At 52.6% G+C, this 17,696-nt stretch carries 22 protein-coding genes; all 22 read right to left on the reverse strand.

Annotation, left to right across the window (positions count from 1 at the left end; all coding sequences use genetic code 11):
• Window positions 1–22: 22 nt before the first annotated feature.
• Window positions 23–601, reverse strand: a complete 579-nt coding sequence (locus tag GZ78_RS03625; RefSeq protein ID WP_034832835.1) for a hypothetical protein — start codon at window positions 599–601, stop codon at window positions 23–25.
• The gene (locus GZ78_RS03630; RefSeq protein WP_034832837.1) at window positions 598–1,188 is read right to left on the reverse strand and encodes a hypothetical protein; all 591 of its coding nucleotides are present in this window, start codon (window positions 1,186–1,188) and stop codon (window positions 598–600) included. Before GZ78_RS03630 ends, GZ78_RS03625 begins: the two co-directional genes overlap by 4 nt.
• Window positions 1,185–4,139 carry a tape measure protein gene (locus GZ78_RS03635; RefSeq protein WP_034832839.1) on the reverse strand — a complete coding sequence of 985 codons (2,955 nt, stop codon included), beginning with the start codon at window positions 4,137–4,139 and terminating at the stop codon, window positions 1,185–1,187. Before GZ78_RS03635 ends, GZ78_RS03630 begins: the two co-directional genes overlap by 4 nt.
• 5 nt (window positions 4,140–4,144) lie before the next feature.
• A complete protein-coding gene (locus tag GZ78_RS03640; RefSeq protein WP_034832841.1) occupies window positions 4,145–4,501 on the reverse strand; it encodes a hypothetical protein in 357 nt (118 codons plus the stop codon).
• Window positions 4,501–4,830, reverse strand: a complete 330-nt coding sequence (locus GZ78_RS03645) for a hypothetical protein (protein ID WP_034832842.1) — start codon at window positions 4,828–4,830, stop codon at window positions 4,501–4,503. The genes GZ78_RS03640 and GZ78_RS03645 overlap by 1 nt, the downstream gene beginning before the upstream one ends.
• Window positions 4,831–4,895: 65 nt before the next feature.
• Window positions 4,896–5,810: a phage tail tube protein gene (locus GZ78_RS03650; RefSeq protein ID WP_034832844.1), complete on the reverse strand. Its 915-nt coding sequence runs from the start codon at window positions 5,808–5,810 to the stop codon at window positions 4,896–4,898.
• Complete coding sequence (locus GZ78_RS03655) at window positions 5,800–6,216, reverse strand: phage tail terminator protein (RefSeq protein ID WP_034832845.1); 417 nt, start codon at window positions 6,214–6,216, stop codon at window positions 5,800–5,802. The genes GZ78_RS03650 and GZ78_RS03655 overlap by 11 nt, the downstream gene beginning before the upstream one ends.
• A complete protein-coding gene (locus GZ78_RS03660; protein WP_034832847.1) occupies window positions 6,216–6,644 on the reverse strand; it encodes a gp436 family protein in 429 nt (142 codons plus the stop codon). The genes GZ78_RS03655 and GZ78_RS03660 overlap by 1 nt, the downstream gene beginning before the upstream one ends.
• Window positions 6,644–7,096 carry an HI1506-related protein gene (locus tag GZ78_RS03665; protein WP_034832849.1) on the reverse strand — a complete coding sequence of 151 codons (453 nt, stop codon included), beginning with the start codon at window positions 7,094–7,096 and terminating at the stop codon, window positions 6,644–6,646. Before GZ78_RS03665 ends, GZ78_RS03660 begins: the two co-directional genes overlap by 1 nt.
• Window positions 7,097–7,187: 91 nt before the next feature.
• On the reverse strand, window positions 7,188–8,081 hold the full coding sequence (locus tag GZ78_RS03670; RefSeq protein ID WP_034832850.1) for a Mu-like prophage major head subunit gpT family protein: 894 nt from the start codon (window positions 8,079–8,081) through the stop codon (window positions 7,188–7,190).
• A gap of 56 nt (window positions 8,082–8,137) precedes the next feature.
• Window positions 8,138–9,268 (reverse strand): phage protease, encoded by a 1,131-nt coding sequence (locus GZ78_RS03675; RefSeq protein WP_051785786.1) that lies wholly within the window; start codon window positions 9,266–9,268, stop codon window positions 8,138–8,140.
• A gap of 83 nt (window positions 9,269–9,351) precedes the next feature.
• Window positions 9,352–9,819 carry a phage virion morphogenesis protein gene (locus GZ78_RS03680; RefSeq protein WP_034832852.1) on the reverse strand — a complete coding sequence of 156 codons (468 nt, stop codon included), beginning with the start codon at window positions 9,817–9,819 and terminating at the stop codon, window positions 9,352–9,354.
• A 39-nt stretch (window positions 9,820–9,858) separates the two neighbouring features.
• Window positions 9,859–10,779, reverse strand: coding sequence for a hypothetical protein (locus GZ78_RS03685; RefSeq protein ID WP_152558532.1), 921 nt, complete (start codon window positions 10,777–10,779; stop codon window positions 9,859–9,861).
• A 208-nt stretch (window positions 10,780–10,987) separates the two neighbouring features.
• On the reverse strand, window positions 10,988–11,194 hold the full coding sequence (locus GZ78_RS03690) for a hypothetical protein (protein ID WP_034832855.1): 207 nt from the start codon (window positions 11,192–11,194) through the stop codon (window positions 10,988–10,990).
• Window position 11,195: 1 nt separating this feature from the next.
• Entirely contained in the window at window positions 11,196–12,830 is a 1,635-nt protein-coding gene (locus GZ78_RS27130) for a phage minor head protein (protein ID WP_051785787.1), read from the reverse strand.
• Entirely contained in the window at window positions 12,817–14,415 is a 1,599-nt protein-coding gene (locus tag GZ78_RS03700) for a DUF935 domain-containing protein (protein ID WP_034834112.1), read from the reverse strand. Before GZ78_RS03700 ends, GZ78_RS27130 begins: the two co-directional genes overlap by 14 nt.
• Window positions 14,415–16,046 carry a terminase large subunit domain-containing protein gene (locus tag GZ78_RS03705; protein ID WP_034832857.1) on the reverse strand — a complete coding sequence of 544 codons (1,632 nt, stop codon included), beginning with the start codon at window positions 16,044–16,046 and terminating at the stop codon, window positions 14,415–14,417. The genes GZ78_RS03700 and GZ78_RS03705 overlap by 1 nt, the downstream gene beginning before the upstream one ends.
• Entirely contained in the window at window positions 16,046–16,618 is a 573-nt protein-coding gene (locus GZ78_RS03710; protein ID WP_034832859.1) for a DUF3486 family protein, read from the reverse strand. Before GZ78_RS03710 ends, GZ78_RS03705 begins: the two co-directional genes overlap by 1 nt.
• Window positions 16,619–16,621: 3 nt before the next feature.
• Complete coding sequence (locus tag GZ78_RS03715; protein ID WP_152558533.1) at window positions 16,622–16,918, reverse strand: VpaChn25_0724 family phage protein; 297 nt, start codon at window positions 16,916–16,918, stop codon at window positions 16,622–16,624.
• 2 nt (window positions 16,919–16,920) lie between these two features.
• A complete protein-coding gene (locus tag GZ78_RS03720) occupies window positions 16,921–17,280 on the reverse strand; it encodes a DUF2730 family protein (protein ID WP_034832860.1) in 360 nt (119 codons plus the stop codon).
• A gap of 10 nt (window positions 17,281–17,290) precedes the next feature.
• Window positions 17,291–17,479 (reverse strand): hypothetical protein, encoded by a 189-nt coding sequence (locus tag GZ78_RS28710; RefSeq protein WP_152558534.1) that lies wholly within the window; start codon window positions 17,477–17,479, stop codon window positions 17,291–17,293.
• Window positions 17,472–17,696, reverse strand: coding sequence for a TraR/DksA C4-type zinc finger protein (locus tag GZ78_RS03725; protein ID WP_034832862.1), 225 nt, complete (start codon window positions 17,694–17,696; stop codon window positions 17,472–17,474). The genes GZ78_RS28710 and GZ78_RS03725 overlap by 8 nt, the downstream gene beginning before the upstream one ends.

The following is a 17,696-nucleotide window of genomic DNA, read 5'->3' on the forward strand; positions in this document are numbered from 1 at the left end:
CTTGCTTCTATTTATAGGGCTTCTATTTATATGGATAGGCATCCCGCTTGCTCCCCCAATAAATGGGCCGATCCGCTGTCTTCGCAGACCACTTGTAAAACTGATCACCGGGATACTCCCGGCGATGGCTTTCATCGGTATAGCGCCCTGGTCGTTTACGACGAGGATCAGCGGTATCGGTGGCCAGCTCCACAGAGATGGTATTGCTATCCCCCAACGTAGTGCCGACGTCACTGATATAGCCTGCAAACATCGGAGTAAACGAGGCCTCTATAGGCAACCCGCTACCGTCCCTTGCAGCGGCATACACAACCCCTTCACGCCCCACCGAATCCCGGCGAAAACTCTCTCTCAACAGATCTTCTTCAAAACCACTCAGCTCCAGTGGCAGCTCTGAACGACCCAGTTCATCGTCATCACTGATCTGGCCAATCCCCCCCAGACTGCCCATTCCCAGCCAGACTCGACCACTGATTCTTAGCTCACCGATACCACTATGAACACGTACGACACCACCCGGCCAATCCAACTCAACCAAAAAAATGATATTGGGTTGCGGGCTTTGAAATGCACTGATCAGTTCTGGGGGTAAGGTTCTCATCCCATCACCTCCACAAAGTTGAGCTTCATTTCTGTCAGGTAGCGTTTACCTTTGCTGATCCTACGTGGCAGAACGGCCTTAGGCTCCAGCTGCATCAGGCAGGCACAGTTACGAGTAATCACTTGAGTGCCAGCAGCAGGCAGCACTCTCAGATAAGGCGTGATGTACAAGGGGGCGTAACCACCGCCGTCTGTATCGGCATCACGGGTCAGCATGTGCATATGACTGCCTATTTGCACCAGGTCTCCCGCTTTCAACCAACCAGGCACATTGGGGGAAGCACCAATCACATTAACAATCCCTCCCTGGTTCTCTCCCAGCGTCACCGGACTGCCCCCGCCAGGCCCTTCAGGTTCAGCATGGGCGGCATCAGGAAGCAGAATCCCTGAGCGACCATGCTCAGCCAGCAACCCCAGCACTTCGCCTGCCTGAGAACGGGTCAACCAGGCCAGTTCCACTTCACATTCCCACAAGGCACCGCCATAGTCAGCCTGTTGACCCCCTTGGTTAAAGGGATTATCAAAACCTTTGATACTGCGCTCGATGGAATAGTCACAGCGCTTGAAAGGGATATTGGGCCAGATCATCCTAACCCTCCTGCTGCACGACCAACGGGGCCAGAACGGGTTTTCAAATCACTCGCCACCCGACTATACGCCCTGTCTTCTGCTTGCTTGGCCGTGGCCTGAATCATGGCGACTATCTGCCCATTACTCTCAGACTGAGTCGCGGTATAACCTTCCGGCAGCCCTTCAAAACGAATCAACATAGGCATAGCAGTACCAGCGACTGCGCCGCCTGAACCGCTTAGGGCCTGCTGCATCTTCCCCATCATGGAGACCATCCAGTTAAAGTTATCGGTTTGCTGGGGGTTCATCACCATCTCATCCCGGCGCAACATCCAGGTGCCTTCATTGGCAGCAGGCACCCGACCAATACCATCATGAGCCTGACCCTGGAACTGAGTACTCTGAATCGTTGAAACAATACTGGCGGTTTGAGCTGCCACTGTGGCCATCGCGGGAATATTGGCCGGAAAAGGCAAGGCCGCTGCATTGGCAATGCCCTGCTGAATTTTGATGATGGACTCGGCAATCGCAAAGGCTTTACTGACCGCAAACAACCCCTTAAAGATCCCGGATTGCTCACCCGCAAAAGTACCGGCAATATCCGCCATAGATCCAAACAGAGCGCTGTAGTTCTGCAGCTGCTGCAACTGCATCTGACGACGCTGCTCGGTTTGTTTTTTCTCAATATCAGTTAGCTTCAACTGGTGCTGCTGGAACAGACCCTCACGGGCCATAAAGTATTGCCGCTCCAGATCAACCATCAGTTCCTGGTTACCCAAGGCCGCTTCGTAGTGCTCTTCAAACTGTTCAGTTAGTGACGCCATGCGGTCTTCATGGTCGTATTGAGCCTGAAGCTTTGCCGCCTCAGTACCCGCTGCCTGCAAAGCTAACTTGCGCTCAGTCTGCTGAGCTATGGCCTGTGCCTCCTGTTCAAAAGCAGCCGCTTTTTGCACGGCTTGTTGCCGATCAAGCTCAGCAGCCGCTTCCAGGATCTGGCGTTGCAGGGCTGGATCAACGCCCTTCAAGTCACCGTGACCGATCTCATACTGAGCTTTCTGGGCTTCGGTCGCATCAGAACCCAGCACCGCCTGGCGTCGCATATTGGCCAGCTGCTGTTCAGCCTGTCGAGTGGCTTCAAGCGTTTCCTTCTGGGCATTGAGCAGATCCAGCTTGCGCGCTTCGCTGACAATTTGCTGCTGCAGCGCACCCTCGACGTTTTTCAGCCCGCCGAACTCAATCTCATAGAGCGCTTTGGCGGCCTGGCTGGTCTGACCAAACAGGGCATTCTGTTTCTGCAGGTTGGCCAGCATACGCTCTGCGGCTTCCTGCTGTTTTTCGTTCACAACAACAGAGCTACTGCCTTCCGATGGACCTGCGGTAGTCGTTCCGGTTCGCAGGCCTTCCAGCTTCTGTTGAAGGGCTTCAAGATCTCGTTCCGCCGGAATCAGCTGACGATTAATTTCAGTCACCTGAGCCGCGATTTTGCTGGCTTCATCGCTCTGCCTGGTACGCAGTTCACTATTCGACTCGGTCAGCTTTTGCCAGAGCGACTGGCCAGGCAAGGGCGCATAAGCCAACCGATTGTATTGCTCACGAAGTTCAGCAACATGCGCCTTCTGTTTCTCAATAGCATCGGTTAGCCGGGTTTCCTGGAGTGCATCCATGCGCCCCAGCAAGCCATCCACCTCATCTTTTAACCCACGCGTATCGACTTTGGCGCTGGCAGCCTGGAGTGCGAAATAAGTCAGAGCTCCAGCCGCCATCATCACAATACCGGCAGGCCCACCCATCAAGGCCATAGCCCCACTGAATGCACGAGTGGCCACTGCGGCCTGAGCGGTGGCAGCAGCTAACGCTGTCCTGCTGGCAGCAAGACGGGTATCCGCAGCCTGTGCGGCCACGGTTGTCAGCGCCGCCGCTCGTTGAGACAGAGCCAGTCGCTCTTCTGCCTGAGCTTCTGCAATGGTCACGGCCAGCTTGGCACGATTTGCAGCAATCGCCTTGACCTTGGCAGCCGTCAAAGCAGCCACTGCAGCAGCACCTCGACCCATAGCGGCGGCCAAGGTCACACCGACCACTGTACCCACCAATTCGGCATTCTCGGCCAGTGTTTGCAGACTGGATGAAATGCCACCCAGCACCGGACTCAAACCATCACTAACAGGATCTTCAAAGGCCACCACGGCCTGCTGCCAGGCGTTCGTCATCTGGGCAAACTGGGCATTGATATTACTGGAGAGCCTTGCAGCCGCACCGTCATAATCGGCCAGCGCTTTAATTAACGTGGTCTTGAAAAAGTCGCTGGTCACTTCACCAGCCAGCATCATACGACGGAAGCCACCGGCCTGAAGGCCAGCCGCTTTATCCAGTTTGTTCAACAACCCGGGTAGAGGTTCCACTACCTGGTTCAATTCTTCAGCCCGCACCACGGGTGAGGCCAACGCCTGGGAAAGACCGTACATGGACTGACTCAACTGGACCGACGAGGCACCGGCCTGACTCTGAGCATTGCTCATGCCTTCGAAGATCTGGCGCATTTCGGTCTGATTCAACAACCCGGCTTCCTGCAAACTGGCCAGGCGAGCATAATTGCCCGCCATATCGGTCAGCACTTTATTGTGTTCCTGGGATGTTGCGATCAGGTATTGCTCTGTTTCAATCCACGCCTGCTGCCCCCCCACCAATGCAGTGATCTGGGTGCGCATGTCCTGATATTGTGCCAGTGTCCGGGTAATGTTGCGGGTCAGTTGCATGGCAGAGAAACCACCGGCCAATGCCAGCAGCTGGCCTTTCAGCAGCGAGGTTTGACGACCGACCGACTGCATCTGTCGTTCGGTGTTATTCAACTGGCTAGCCGTTGTTTGCCCACTGGCTCCCAGCTGTTTGATCGCCTGACCGGACTGACGCACTTCGCCGACAAAGCCTTTACCATCGGCTCTCAGTCGTAATACCAGGTTAAGGTCTTTCATCACTCTTATCCTTGTACAGCGGCTCGGCTGTTGAGATGTTCCGCAACCTCGCGGGCGATTAACTGCATTCGGTGATAGTCTTCCGGCTTGACCGTGCGGCCACTGAGGTCAGCGTCGGCTTTCAGTGCCACCACATCCAGACCGGTACAGACACTGCTCGTGGAGGAACTATTGAACTTCAGCTGGGCTCCACCCTGACACCACCAGAGCAGGGCTTCCCGGTGCTCCTCCCACACGTCGAAGACTTCGGCTTTCGGTTCCGGTGACTGTTGAACGCCCCAGGCGGCCAGATCGTCTTCAAACTCGGCCTGACCTTTGGGGGTGATGGGTTGCGCGGCCAGCAGGTGGCTGACCGCCTCCATCAGTTTTTTCTGCTGGCTTCCCCAGAAGATGCTTGCAGGTAGGCACGCACCACCGCTTGGTTAAACGCGGGCAAGTCCGCCAAGGCATCACGATTTTCATCACTGAACGACAGCTCATTCCCGTCTTCATCATGAATACCGCTCCAGCCCTGGACGATCTCTTCAAACACTACTTTGTCCCCTTGAGCAGCCAGATCGCGGTACTGAGTAGCGGGCAAAATCTTCAGATCCAGCGTAATCGGGTAAGACTTTGAACGACCTTTATCCAGGGCTACTTTGATATCAGCAGGCCAGTCCTTAACAATGCGGTCTTTGACAAACTTGAACATGGTCTTTTAAGTTCCGTTGATTAAAGGGTTTACTACGTTCTGTTTAACGGGCCATAAATATCGGTTTACGCCGTGATAATCTGGTCACCGTCACCAATGGGCCGCACCGGAATCGAGTAAGTCAGGGTTCCGTTCTGGTCGCCGTAGGTGGGTCGCCCCAGCTGCAGCTTGTCGGTACTCCACTGCACCTGGTTACCGGCGATTCCGTGGGTCAGGCTGAATGCGACGGTCTCACCGGTTTCGGCTTTGGCAAAAGGATCAAAGCTACCCAGACTGCCCGCCTCCAGAACCAGGGTGCCCGACGGCTGATAGTCCGAGATCATCACTTCTTCATGGCCGATGTATTCTTCATAGCTGACCTGGTTCGCCTGGTCGTATTCCAGACTGATCAGCTTGACGCTGTTGCCTGCCAGTGAAGCGCTGGTGTACTCGGCTCCGACCTTGAGGGGCGTCTGCCAGTCCGAAAAACTGGCGGCTGGGTTAGCCCCAGCCTTGGGCTTCACAAACAAACCGGTGAAGGTGTAACGCATCTGGGGAAACTGCTTAGCTACCAGACTCAAACTCATGGAGCCACGAGCACCGACCAGAGCATGGAGTACCCCGTCCATGTAGAAATAGAAGGTGTTGGATGCCGTGCTGTTATCGTCCAGGGCATAGCTCACCTGTTCCGGAGAGCTGCCCACGGTCGCGGTTCGCAAGCACGCCTCTGCCAGACCCGCCCAGGGCGCAGGCTGGTTAGCGGTCCCGGAACCGGAGAAGTCACAACCGAACTCCAGAGTGACGTAGATTTCGGTGGGCAGTTCCGGGCTGTTGCCCAGCTTGCCATCGTCGTAGTCCAGAGCCGTACTTTCACCGGCCATGGGTGTAATGGATACCTCACGACCCAGCACATAGGACGGTGAACCGCCATCAATGGCATCGGTGCCGTAGGTGCTTTCTGGCGCAAAAGCTAAAACCTTTTTAGCGAATTTACGAGCCATGGTTGGCATCCTCCGTGTACTCAGTAGTAAATTTGTCGATCCAGGCCACCTGGCCCTTATGAATATTCAACAGCTGTCCGCCGTCCAGGGTCAGTGCCTCAAACCCCTGGGGAGCCCAGCCAAACAGACGACGACGTATTTCCTGTCTCAGTGGCAGCAGATCCGGCTCCCGGTTATGGGCCTTCTCGACCACCACAACCCCCAGAGTCAGGCTCACCGTTTGCAGAGCCGGGCCACTGCCCCGTACATCCGGTGCGGCCCTTTCCGCCAGGTTGATCACGAACAAGGCCGGAGTTCGATTAAGAGCTTGCTTGTCCAGATCCGACAGCGCCAGCAGACCTTTAACCTCTACCCAGGGCGGTACTCCCTGCTTCAGCTGCTCAATCACCACCGACACCGCATCCATCAGATAAAGCCTTTGGAGTTGGGCCGACTGAACACCGACGGCTGACTTTCAAACTCCGCCAGATCTTCGCCGTCCCGCCGCTCTTCCTGGTCGTTAATACCCAGTTTCAGCTTGCCAGAGCCCAGCTGCTCCAGGTAACGAATGCCTTCCTTATGCCGCAGGGCAGCCGGGTGACTGTCGTCCAGTCGGTTGTCGTACAGATAGTACCGGGCCAGATCGCAGGCAATACGCTCCAGAGTGGCCGGAACCTGCAGCAGAGGCAGCAGGTAACGCCCGGCAAGATAGCCATCGATAGTGGCAGCGGCATCATCCAGGACAGGGTCAAGTACGGCATCCACCACGACACCGGCGCTGCCGTCCCGATCGGTAAGACTGATCACCTCGTCCTCACCAAACCGGAGTATCATGGCTTCTCGGGTGGCGTACATTACTCGGCGTCCTGTTCCTGCTCGGCACAGAAGATTGCCCAGACCTCATCACGCTGTTTGGCATTCACTCCCAGCACATCGGCATTGGGCTTGCCGGAACTGTTCAGTTCCAACTCACCAGAGCCATGAAGTTCGCGAAGCCGGGCCAATCCGTCAGGCAGTTCTTCCTGTACTTCTTCCGGTTTATCTTTCAGCACGACGCCAGAGTCGGTTACACCTGCACCCACGCCACCATCGTCCACTGGCCCTTGCGTTTCGGAAGTTTCAGCCGCCGCATTCGGGGCAGCTTTAACCACCAGTCGTGGATCAGCCTGCAGAGCTGCCAGCTGATCTTCTGTAAAAAGGTTTGCAGACACTGCGTTGTCGCCTTTAGCAAACGCCATACCTGCTCGGCGATAGCCTTCACGAGCCTTATTGGTAATGAAAAGAGTGGGAGTATCAGGCTTGTCCATCTCATGAGTCCTTCCTGTTTTGTTCGGAGAATGTCCAGCGGCTTGGGGTACCGCTGGCCGGGTACGTCACACTGCTACAGCAGGAACAGGGTTAATCGAGCCAGGGCACTACAGCCACTTCCACCGCTTTGTAGTTGGTATTGCTTTCGCCCTGGGCCTTGTTCTCGGCTTCCACCACTTTTTTGGCCGCAGCACGATTCGAAGGACCAACAACCAGCAGATTCGGCATGATGCCCAGCTTGCGCCCCTTGTCGGTCTTCAGCTTCATCATGCTTTCAATACCTGCATCAAAGTTGGTGTCATCCAGTGCCGCCTTGGAAGCAAACGCCTGTTGCCAGAACGCAAAGCCAGCATTGACACGGGCATCCACACCGTAGAGGTACTCGTCTTTGATAAAGACGTGATCGGACGTACCGGCATCAGTCTTGGCCTGCAGCCGATAGTCACGACGACGCTGAAGGATCAGGGGTTTGAGGGGGCGAGTGGTATCCAGCAGAAACCAGGGCGAACCCGTCCCAGCCTGCATATTGGACACCGACACTTCTGAACCGACTTCACCCACCGGGTGGTCGGTATCAAAGAAGTTCTGGCCGTCGTAGCAAGCTGTGGTAAAACCAGCGGCCAGCAAAGCAAAAATCAATTCATCCGGGTGAGTGGCTGCGGCATAGCCCATGTCGGCAAACTTGGGCATGAGCACACCGTAGGTGTCGTCTTCAATGTACTCCGCCAGAATGCCTTCAGTGGCTTCAAACTTCTTATTCTTGATGCTGTAATCGTAGATACGCATCTGGTTAACCTGACGATCACCGATCCACTCGCGCAGACGACTGAACTCACCCAACCAGGCGTAGTCTTCCTGGGCGGCAGTGGAGTTCACCAGAGTGGCTATTTTTTCCCAGTACGGGGAGTAGCTGTTCCGTCCCTGGTTGAAGTGAAGCTTGACCGCGTTATAAATGGCAGCAAGCGCCGGGGCTGAAATATTCATAGGTTGTCGTTCTCCTGTGACCTTTTGACGGGGAGATAGAAAGGGGTTAACAGCGGTTATTCAGCAGCGCGCTGCTTCAGAAACTCTTCCTTGCTGATGCCCGTAGCCTTCAGTACGGCCAGCTCGTCCGTATTCAGATCCTGATTTTTCTGTTTCTTCGGATCAGGCAACTCATCGGTCTGCTTGCCTTTCAAAGCCGCTACCGGTGCGCGACTTTCCAGCATGGCTTTCAGTGCCGCTTCACCCTGCTGATTACCAAATTGCTTGAGGTAGTCTTCTTCCCGCTTGAAAGCCCGCCCCTCTTTCAGAGCATCGCTGACCAGCTGATCAACAGTCTGCTCGGCGCTGCTTCCCTTGAGGCTGGCAATCTCAACCACGGCATCGTCGTACATCGCCTTGGGCACGTACTGGCTAAGATTCACACCTTCCGTCTTGGCACTGGCTTTCAGTGCTGCCACTTCAGTGGTGAGCGTGTCCGCGCTGTCTGCCTTGGTTTTCAGAGCTTTTACTGCACTCAGTGCAGCCTGTCCCTGCTCAGTGCTAACCGTGTCTTCGGATACTTCAATACCGATCCTGGCCAGCAGGTCTTTCAGCCATTGTTCCATGGCGGTCTCCTTGTGGTTTTTCTGGAATTGACCTTTCAGTGCGGATACTTTCTGGAGTCCATCGAGGCCGGGATAGTTGACCAGTGCCGCCATTTTTAAAGCAACCGGGGCACCGGTGGTTTTGTCGTAAGGGAAAACAGCCGAGAGAAAACGGTACTCATCCGACTGGATGTAGTCCCTGGCCTTGTCGGTCCAGCGTGGTTTAATGTAAAGGCCCTCACCTTCACGCCACTCCATCTCGTCGGCGTTGAACCAGCCAGACGCAATGGCGGGCTGGCCGTTCTCTTCGGCTTTCAGGGTCTGGTGTTCGTAATCAATCAGACGATCATTGGTGAGCCCTCGTACCTGGTTGATCAAACGGTCTGCTATCTCACCATCCAGAAACCACTGGCCACCGGGAACATCGAAGGGTCTGCCATCGACCGCACTGAAGTGACCAGCAGGCAACAGCTGCGCCCAGCCATCGGCGTCAGGCGACAGATTCAGCTCACCGGACAGAATGCCCAGACCGATGTCAGGATTGTCCTGTTCCTGTTGGGAAAGGACGGCCAGAGAAAAATGAGAGAGTGAGAATGTATCCATAGCCTTTAAGGTTAAAGACTTGGCAGAGTGACGGGTTCTAAAGGGTTTTAGGGAATATTAGAGACGTTGCGGGGGAAAGAATCTTATCTTATGGCGTCCGACAGATGACGGGCAAGCACTTCCATAATCTCGTCTTTGTCGTCTTCACTGGCTCCCAGAAAAGGCCGCGCAGGAATCGCCGCATTGGCTGGGCGCATATCCGGCAAGCCACCATGTTGATGAATGGCCGCATACACTTTGTTACTGCCCACCTGGGCAAAGTCACGACCATGATCAGACTGGATCGACGCGGCCAACTGCCCGGACATTTGCAGGATGGAACCGGTATAGCCTTTCGACTGACGATAGCCTTTGTGGGCTTCGGTTAATGGCTGCCAGGATTCGCCAGTGGTGGGATCGGCCTCATTGGCAAATGCTTGCTCGGAGGCATCGGCCAGGATACCGGAGATTTCTTTCATGACAGGGCTAAGGTCTGCGCCCGCCGCAGCCAGATCGGTCAGCGCTTTCAGGCTGCCGTTATCGTTGAGGGTGAGTTCTATGGTGGCGGGCATGGGATTCTCTCCTATTAGCGTGTCACTCTTCAAATTCAATTATTGTGAAGAATTATCCCAGCTATTCATATAGATCTCGACAACCTTATAGTCGTTTAAGGATTTATCAAACTTAAAAATAACATCGACATTGGCATAAACCATATCTCTGGCTGCCAATTCATTTAAATCGATGTTTTCATCTAACTGCAATTTAACTCTTTGTTCAGCAATGCCGGGTAAAATAACTGACCAACCACGCCTATAATTATCACGATCTGTCCCCCGAATTTTTACCAAAGTGCGATCGTATTTATCAATCTTCTCAGCAGGCTTGGGTGGCTCATATACACCAGGTGCAGACTTTATCGTATCTTTCGTAATCACTAACTGGTCATTACCATCAATAATTATCTGGGCCTCATCATCTAACTTGCCAGGCTTCACCAACTTAACCGCATTCTCCGCCAGTTTTTTCTGGTTACGTATACTGTCACTGATCACTTTCTCAACAGTCTCTGCATCCATATCCAGATTCTGGCCTACAAAGTTAAGTACTACATTATTATTTCCTGTAATAGTACTGGTCGCCTGACCTCCTGTCCCTGATGGCAGAGCTTTAACTACACCCAACAGTGCAACTGCAGTAATAGTTGACCCAATCAATATTGGTACTATTTTTTTTCCGTCTTCCATGCCTGATTGCTTCCGAAGCTTATCGACCCAACCATTGAACCCTTCTTCACTCTTAAAAAAGTACCTGACCACAAAGTCTTCAATCAAAGACCCCGCAGCGATACTTTTTATGTCAATCTCAACTCTGGTAATGACATCCGACTGAGTCAGACCATTGAGAACATAAGGAGTTTCTTCGACAACACCTTCAAGAGCTTGCAGTGATTCAATGATACTCTTAATCGGCACATACTTTCTGTTTGTATAACGTAGCTGATGACTATCCTCATAAACAAACTCACTCAAAGCTAAACCCTCAAATATGTAAAAAATCTGAGAAAACCTTACCAAATGAAACTAAAGTACTCACCACCTTTTTACTTTTATCAACGTTAAAGGGGTATTAAAGACCCTACAAGCTCAAAAACCAAACCAAAGCAACCTTACAACCTCCACATACAAAAAAGCCTCAGAGAGCTTCTGAGGCTTTTTTAATGACAGGTTGTTAATACACCTACTCACCACCCTGTACGATATAACTCTCCCAGACATCGCCAAACAGTTCTTTGTCCCGGCCTTTAGCCTGTTTCTCCAAGCGTTCCAACTGATCACCTACATCCTCTGACCAGGGCTTAGCTGCCAGTAAATTAAAGGCTTTTTCCAACGGCCCCAGCTTTTCACCGGGTGGGGCTTGATAAGGCAGCTCTGTTGATTCAGTCATATCATCGCCCTTTTAAAGTCGGGTTACTATTCTCTATGGCTTCTTTCATTGTAGCCTCTATGAAGTCAGCCGCTTTCGGGTTCCACTTTCTAACCCCTATCGGATCAATGTACCAAGCGGTAAAGTGTTCAGCAAACCACTCGTACTTATTAGTACGGCTGTACTCGGTCAAAACAGACACCCGACTCAGCGCCGGAAAGCTGGGCGAGCCTGCCCAGTAATGCACCTGGTGGCCGACTTCGTGAATCCAGGTTGTGACTATCTGCTCTGGACTTTTCTGACCAGCTGCATCCGATAGAGACCAGTATCGATTAATATAGTCACCTGGTGTACTGGTACGGTTTACATCCGTATCAGGGGCATAGATTCTTCGCGGCCCTGAGTTTTTAGCCGCCGCTTCCAACACCATGTTTGTAGCCTGCTTGATTTTATCTGCTTCTACTTTTGCAAGATTGGTATTAGCCGCCACTTTTACCATGACCAGATCATTACTGGCACGGGTATAACCGTTAGTACGACTCACACTCGCTCTTGTACTGTACGCATATTGCCTAAATGCTTCTTGCGGCTGCACACTCAAGTAGTCAGCTACTCGGGTTTGCATATCTCTATTTTGCAAGGCTTTTTTGCCACTTAACTCGGTCGCCTTAGCCATCACTGACTTGATTGGGTGAGCTGCCAGAAAGTCATTAAATAGTTTCTGACTCTGACCGGTACCCAACTCATTCAAGACCCGGTTGACCTGATCACCACTCACACCCTTTACAGTAGAGAAAGGAGCCGGTGCCTTGATCGCCAAGCCTGGCATCTTTTCTCTAGGAGAATTGACCAGCCGCTTCTCTTTTTTAATCACATCCTTATTAAACTGCTTTAACTGTGGCTTCCCTGGTCGGTGATTCCACCCGGCATCCGGCGTCATACTCTGCCCCCCCTGGGTAAAGGTGGTGACCTGGTGGGTGTAGACTTCGCCAGAACGTTTATCAAAACCACTCTCGACGGTATGAGTACTTAAACGACCTTCGGACGATTCCACCTGTAACCCCAGCGATTGCAAACGACGGAGACTCAATGCCCGGACCCGGCACCGGCAGCCCCAGCCATTGGCCGGGTAGTGGGTGTTCCAGATCGGGTCGGTGTAATGAAAGACTTTATTATGGAGCGCTGCGTGGGAAGCCCGGGTATTCTCATCCATCACCGCCACATACATCCAATAGGGGCGACTTTCCGCCATAGCGGTTTGCTGTTGAATCCGCCCTGCCTGATAGGCCGTTTGGGTGTTGATGCGGTAGATGTTTTTCAAGCGCCAGGGACTGCCCAACTGCACCATCTCCGCTTCGCCCTTGCTATCTACGATGACCTGTTTGCCCCACCATCCCAGCTTTTGCAATCGGGGGGTCAGGGTTTTAACAAACTCATGGGACGTGGTACCGGTGGCTATGGCCTTATCGAGTTCTTTACCAAGGGTTTCGAGGATATCTACCCGGGCCGCCTTGGCCACTGTGAACGCCTGGGCGTGGGTTTCGGCGGCCACGTCTTGCCAGTTCCAGCCGATGACATAGCCCTTCGACCGAAAGAACTTAACCGCATCTTTCGGAGTCAGGGTAAAGGCATAGACCAGGTCGTCATTTTTGAGCATTCAGCCGCCCCCAGGTCTGGGCGACAAACAATACACGGCTGAGTTGTTCGGTCAGTTCAGTGTCGTCCATGGTCGGATAGAGTTCGGCTAGCTGTTCCATAGCAGCCTCTGGCCCTTCGGTTTCTATGGCTTTAATCAAAGGTTCCAGCATCGGCATCATTAATGCCTGCAGCGATTCTGCGGGAATGCTGCCCAGTGCATCGTCCAGATGACTCTGGGGTTGTTCGGCATCGGTTTTTAGTATCGCTAATGCACTGTTTAACGGCCCTTTAAGGGCGGTTTCGGTTTGGGATTGATCCAGTACAGGGCTTTGAGCTTTAGGACTGGTCAGAATCTCCTCATCCTCTTTGGGTTCGGGTATCTGCAGTTCCTGGTTGGCCCAGTTCAGAGGAATACGCACACCGGCATTCACCAGACCAGGGAGCGCTTTGGACAGTGCGGCAATATCACCCGGCTCGGTAAAGTCGAACTGAAACTGGGGAATACGACGGGGGTTTTGATAAGAACGGCCATTCAAAACATAGATGGGATAGACCAGATCACGGGTCACCGTTCGGGCCAGTTGCCGGGCGTCGCTTTCGGTCAGCTCTTTACGGACTTCGTTATGCACATTGCCCAGAGCGTTGGTACTGCTTTTGCCGTCGGCCTGACTCGTGAGTGTGCCACCCAGGATCGCCTTGGACTGGGTGCGCTCACACCAGTCCACCATTTTCATAAAACTGTCAGCGTTGGCGGTACTGGAAGCCCGCTCAAAATCAATTTCCATGCCCTGGGGAATAATGCCCCCGGCGTTATGGCCAATGCTCATGACTGCCCTGAGCAGGGTAGCTTTTTCTTTCTCGGTGGCTCCCCCCGGGTATTTACCCAGACGAATCGGCAAGCCATAGATCTCCAGAAACTCGGCCAGATCCCGCACAGAGTAGTTTTTAAAGATAAAGGGCCAGGCTAATACACGCACCAGACCCTGTCGGCCCAGGTAACCAGACTTGGCCCGGGCGCAGTGATTGATCCAGCCAAAGGCTCGCAGGGCCACCCCTTCGTAACTGCCGTCTCGAAGCCTTAGCTCATTGCGGTCATGAGGATTGGTCTGGAACCAGGCGGAGTCTCGCTGTTCGGCAGAGACCGGCAGCATTTCCCCGCCGAAGTTTTCCCACTCCAGCTCCAGTGCACTAAAACCCTTTAAAATGCAGTCGGTCATATCAAACAGCGCATCTTCCAACCAGGTGCACTGGCGCAGCATGGACTCAATCATGGCTGCGTCGTCTTTCTCCGCATCGCTGGCATCGGCTGGCGGTGTAATTCGCCAGTCATACCCCAGTACCGCACGACGACGTTTGGACAGCTCAGAAAACAGGTGACCGTCTTTCTCTTCAAAGTCAGCCGCCAGTTCGCTCTGGGCAATCAGATCATTGTCTTCGGCATTCTTGAGGATGCCCGCCAGTTTGTGAGGTGTCAGACCACTGGAGGGATGATCGGAATAATGCTGGCGCAACATGGCCAATTTGGATTCGTTATCGGTTTGCTGCCCTTCCAGATCCAGATCAAAAGGGTTGCCATTGATATCCTGTATCGTTGATTTCGCCATTACCAGCATCCCTGTTCAAATTCGTTGAAGTGTTCGTCATGGTCTTCGTTGGGCTCGCTGCGCTTGTCGGGCAGTGCGGTGAATTCAATCAGGCCGCCTTCTTCAAGAGTGGCCGCATAGGCCAGCACCAACGCCGAAGCCGCATCACCATGACGCTGCTTTCCATCTTTAGAGTCTTTGCCCCTGCCTTCAGGAATAACCGGTACACCTCTGTCGACGATAATGGTGCGAATGTCATCCACAGTATCTGCGTCTGCTGGTATCTCAATCATGTCGTCTTCAAATGCCGCTTTAAGTTTGGGCATATGAGTGAGATACCAGGCGCGGGAGGCCATTACGTCTTCAATTATGGAACCGTATTTATATCGAGCCTGTTCCGCTAGAAATTCACCGTTGCCTCTGGCATCTAGTTTGCCAGCAGAGAAGCGAGGTAGCCGATTACAAAGATAATAGAAGATGCGCTCTTGACTGGTGAATGGCACTGTTCGCATTTCCAGAATGAACGGCGCTTTTCTTTTCAAGTTGGCTTCGACAGCTAAAGGAATCAGTACAGAGAGATCGACCCTACGGCCAAAATCCTGCCCAACGTAATGCCTTAAACGATGATCAAGTTGGTCTAAAAGAGGCTTTAAATAATCATTACACCAGTCATCTGTTATCTGGTGCCTCTCATGCTCTGGACGTGAGTTAAACTCAGCATCGCCAGTAAAGCGAAGGACTGGTAGTTTTCTATTGGTTCTGGCTTCAATGGTTGGCCTGGGAATGTAGGCACCACCGCCGCGTTTAGGCACACAGAAGTATTCTTCCATGGCATCTTCTTTTGTAGGCGCGTTCTTGATCAGTCCATTGCGCCACTTTTCCTGAGCCTCTTCACTCCACTCCTGACCAGTAACAAAGCAGATTCTTTTATAGAGGCCGTCGGCCAGAGCATCATCCAGGGTCACTCGATGGACACTGTAATCTTTCTTCCCTGCCCTGGCGTCTTTGATGTACTGATTGAACAGATTCTCTTCGCTGTTGTGTGTGCTTATAATCCTGACTCTGGCACCCCACATCGTCAGAGCCATAGCTGCCTTGAGCAACTCGTCCAGATCTTCATGAAAAGCGGCTTCATCAATTACTACATCCCCCTGCAGACCACGAAGGTTGGAAGGACGAGAAGACAGTGCCTGGATCTTAAAGCCACTATTGGGGAAGCGGATCATGTAAGTCAGGATTTCTTCTTTCTTGCCTTCATCCCAGAAACTCTGCTCATAAACATCAGCCTGGGCTAATTGATCGAATGCTTTGGCAAACAGAGCGCAGGCCGCTATATATTCCAGTGCCATCTCCTGACGACTACCGACGTAAAAGACATTTCGACCACCGCGACGTTTAGGCTTACCTGTAGTCATTACATTACTGGCTGACTCTGGCCAGGTGGCTCCACAGCGGCGAGTCTTTTCAAAAATCTTGATCTGGGACTCATCCAGAAACCACTTTTGCTGGTAACCCAGAAAGATGGGCTCTTTATCTGGCACAACACTATCAGCAGAGTCCGGTACATCAACGCCATAAAGCTCTTTTTCTTCCTGAAGATTAATCAGTCTCGGCTGACCTATGGCTTTGAGTACTGGGGCTTCCTGACTCATTAGGCTTTACCCAGCAGGATTTCACGAATCCTGTTTTCTAACTGTTCTGACATACCATCAGAACCACGAAGTTCATCGGTAACCGTATTGGCAGCTTCTTCTGCAAACACCTTACGAATCTCGGTCTCCCGCTTATGGGAAGCCATAGCCGCCTGCTCAACCCGCTGCATCACCAGAGCTAACTGGTTCAGAGCTTTGGGCTCGATCTTGCCGCGATCCTTGCGCATTTCCATGATGACGTCGGCGGCCAGGGTTCGGACGGACTCCAGCAGCATCTTGCCCACGTCACTGGTAGGAGCTTCACCCAGCTTGGCCACCCAGACCGACGACACTTCCCGAAGCTCTCGGATCTGCTGCCCCATCTCGTCCATCTCTTTGGAATAACGACTCATGCCCGATTGACTGATCGGGTTTTCACCATGGGCTTCACACAGTTGATTAACCTCGTCCAGTATCTGGGTCTGGGTCATACGACCCTCACGAATCAACCGGTCCAGCTCTTCTTTAATTTTTTTGGGTAGCAGCTTGATCCGGCTTTTGCGGTTGCGGGTTTGGGCTTTTTTGTCGGTCATGGGTCACCTGGCCCTCGGACGTTTAACACCTGGCACCGTGGCACGACCGGCTGCCACATCTTCACCACGACTTTTGAGAGTCGCTATCAGAATCCCACTGATATCATTCAATGAGAGGAGATCCAGTTCTTCCAGATACTTCATGTGAGAAACAACCAGAACACGACTGATGTCATGTCCGTACGCTTTCAGCACTGTCTGCAGTACAGACTCATTGGCCTGAAGCCCCGCCATGTCATCAGCCAGAGTACGAAGAATGACCAGTCGCTGATCTTCATGAAAAACAGATTTCAAACTCACGGTTAATCTCCCTTCTTGCTGTTCAGCAGAAACTCGTGGATTAGATCAACTTTTCGCTCCACGCCTCCGACCTGCTTGGTTAATCCACCAACATCTACCTTAATGGCAACAAGGTCTTTATGAAGCTGGCTTTGCATGGCTTCGAGCTTTTTTTGATTACTGTCAAGATTGGCTTGGGCGTCTTCCAGCCTTTGCACCCTTCGATCCATCTTTTTGTTCTGCTCTTTCAGCGCTTTAATATCGTCACTGTTGTCTTTCTGTTTGCGCTTAATTAAGGCCCATATAAAGAGAAGAAATACTCCAAGAGTGGAGATGAGATCCAGCCCGAATTTCATTGCACTCCAATCAATACCGTCCAGCATGTTGATATCCCTATACGATTAACGTGATCAGCCAAACAAAGAACCAGACGACCAAGGTAACCTTCAGTGCATCCCAGTTGAGCTTTGTTAATGCAAGCCAGGCCACCGCCTCTTCCCCACGAAGGCCAAAGGTTCGGTAACTGGTCCAGATGGCAAAGCCTAAGAAAGCCAGGACCAGCATTAAAAAGAAACTATGCATAGCCTTTCTCCTTATGTTCCTTGCGCTGCTGGCAATCCAGACAACGACTGGCTTCTATACCAGCTGCCAGCCGATGCTCTATAGACTCTTCACAATCCCGGCAGCAGGCTTCGCCGTTGATATAGATGGGTGACTCTTTAACACGGTTTAACTGCCGTTTAATCGCCTGTTCACGGTCAGCTATCTCCAGCTCTTTGGCGCGGTCAAGATCGTCCAT

Source organism: Endozoicomonas numazuensis (genome assembly GCF_000722635.1).
In the GTDB taxonomy this organism is placed as follows: domain Bacteria; phylum Pseudomonadota; class Gammaproteobacteria; order Pseudomonadales; family Endozoicomonadaceae; genus Endozoicomonas_A; species Endozoicomonas_A numazuensis.

What these genes read in the sequence shown, in the direction of transcription:
- GZ78_RS03625 (WP_034832835.1), bottom strand. Translation starts at nt 601, where the DNA reads ATGAGAACCTTACCCCCAGAACTGATCAGTGCATTTCAAAGCCCGCAA.
- GZ78_RS03630 (WP_034832837.1), bottom strand. Translation starts at nt 1,188, where the DNA reads ATGATCTGGCCCAATATCCCTTTCAAGCGCTGTGACTATTCCATCGAG.
- GZ78_RS03635 (WP_034832839.1), bottom strand. Translation starts at nt 4,139, where the DNA reads ATGAAAGACCTTAACCTGGTATTACGACTGAGAGCCGATGGTAAAGGC.
- GZ78_RS03640 (WP_034832841.1), bottom strand. Translation starts at nt 4,501, where the DNA reads ATGGAGGCGGTCAGCCACCTGCTGGCCGCGCAACCCATCACCCCCAAA.
- GZ78_RS03645 (WP_034832842.1), bottom strand. Translation starts at nt 4,830, where the DNA reads ATGTTCAAGTTTGTCAAAGACCGCATTGTTAAGGACTGGCCTGCTGAT.
- GZ78_RS03650 (WP_034832844.1), bottom strand. Translation starts at nt 5,810, where the DNA reads ATGGCTCGTAAATTCGCTAAAAAGGTTTTAGCTTTTGCGCCAGAAAGC.
- GZ78_RS03655 (WP_034832845.1), bottom strand. Translation starts at nt 6,216, where the DNA reads ATGGATGCGGTGTCGGTGGTGATTGAGCAGCTGAAGCAGGGAGTACCG.
- GZ78_RS03660 (WP_034832847.1), bottom strand. Translation starts at nt 6,644, where the DNA reads ATGTACGCCACCCGAGAAGCCATGATACTCCGGTTTGGTGAGGACGAG.
- GZ78_RS03665 (WP_034832849.1), bottom strand. Translation starts at nt 7,096, where the DNA reads ATGGACAAGCCTGATACTCCCACTCTTTTCATTACCAATAAGGCTCGT.
- GZ78_RS03670 (WP_034832850.1), bottom strand. Translation starts at nt 8,081, where the DNA reads ATGAATATTTCAGCCCCGGCGCTTGCTGCCATTTATAACGCGGTCAAG.
- GZ78_RS03675 (WP_051785786.1), bottom strand. Translation starts at nt 9,268, where the DNA reads ATGGATACATTCTCACTCTCTCATTTTTCTCTGGCCGTCCTTTCCCAA.
- GZ78_RS03680 (WP_034832852.1), bottom strand. Translation starts at nt 9,819, where the DNA reads ATGCCCGCCACCATAGAACTCACCCTCAACGATAACGGCAGCCTGAAA.
- GZ78_RS03690 (WP_034832855.1), bottom strand. Translation starts at nt 11,194, where the DNA reads ATGACTGAATCAACAGAGCTGCCTTATCAAGCCCCACCCGGTGAAAAG.
- GZ78_RS27130 (WP_051785787.1), bottom strand. Translation starts at nt 12,830, where the DNA reads ATGCTCAAAAATGACGACCTGGTCTATGCCTTTACCCTGACTCCGAAA.
- GZ78_RS03700 (WP_034834112.1), bottom strand. Translation starts at nt 14,415, where the DNA reads ATGGCGAAATCAACGATACAGGATATCAATGGCAACCCTTTTGATCTG.
- GZ78_RS03705 (WP_034832857.1), bottom strand. Translation starts at nt 16,046, where the DNA reads ATGAGTCAGGAAGCCCCAGTACTCAAAGCCATAGGTCAGCCGAGACTG.
- GZ78_RS03710 (WP_034832859.1), bottom strand. Translation starts at nt 16,618, where the DNA reads ATGACCGACAAAAAAGCCCAAACCCGCAACCGCAAAAGCCGGATCAAG.
- GZ78_RS03720 (WP_034832860.1), bottom strand. Translation starts at nt 17,280, where the DNA reads ATGCTGGACGGTATTGATTGGAGTGCAATGAAATTCGGGCTGGATCTC.
- GZ78_RS28710 (WP_152558534.1), bottom strand. Translation starts at nt 17,479, where the DNA reads ATGCATAGTTTCTTTTTAATGCTGGTCCTGGCTTTCTTAGGCTTTGCC.
- GZ78_RS03725 (WP_034832862.1), bottom strand. Translation starts at nt 17,696, where the DNA reads ATGGACGATCTTGACCGCGCCAAAGAGCTGGAGATAGCTGACCGTGAA.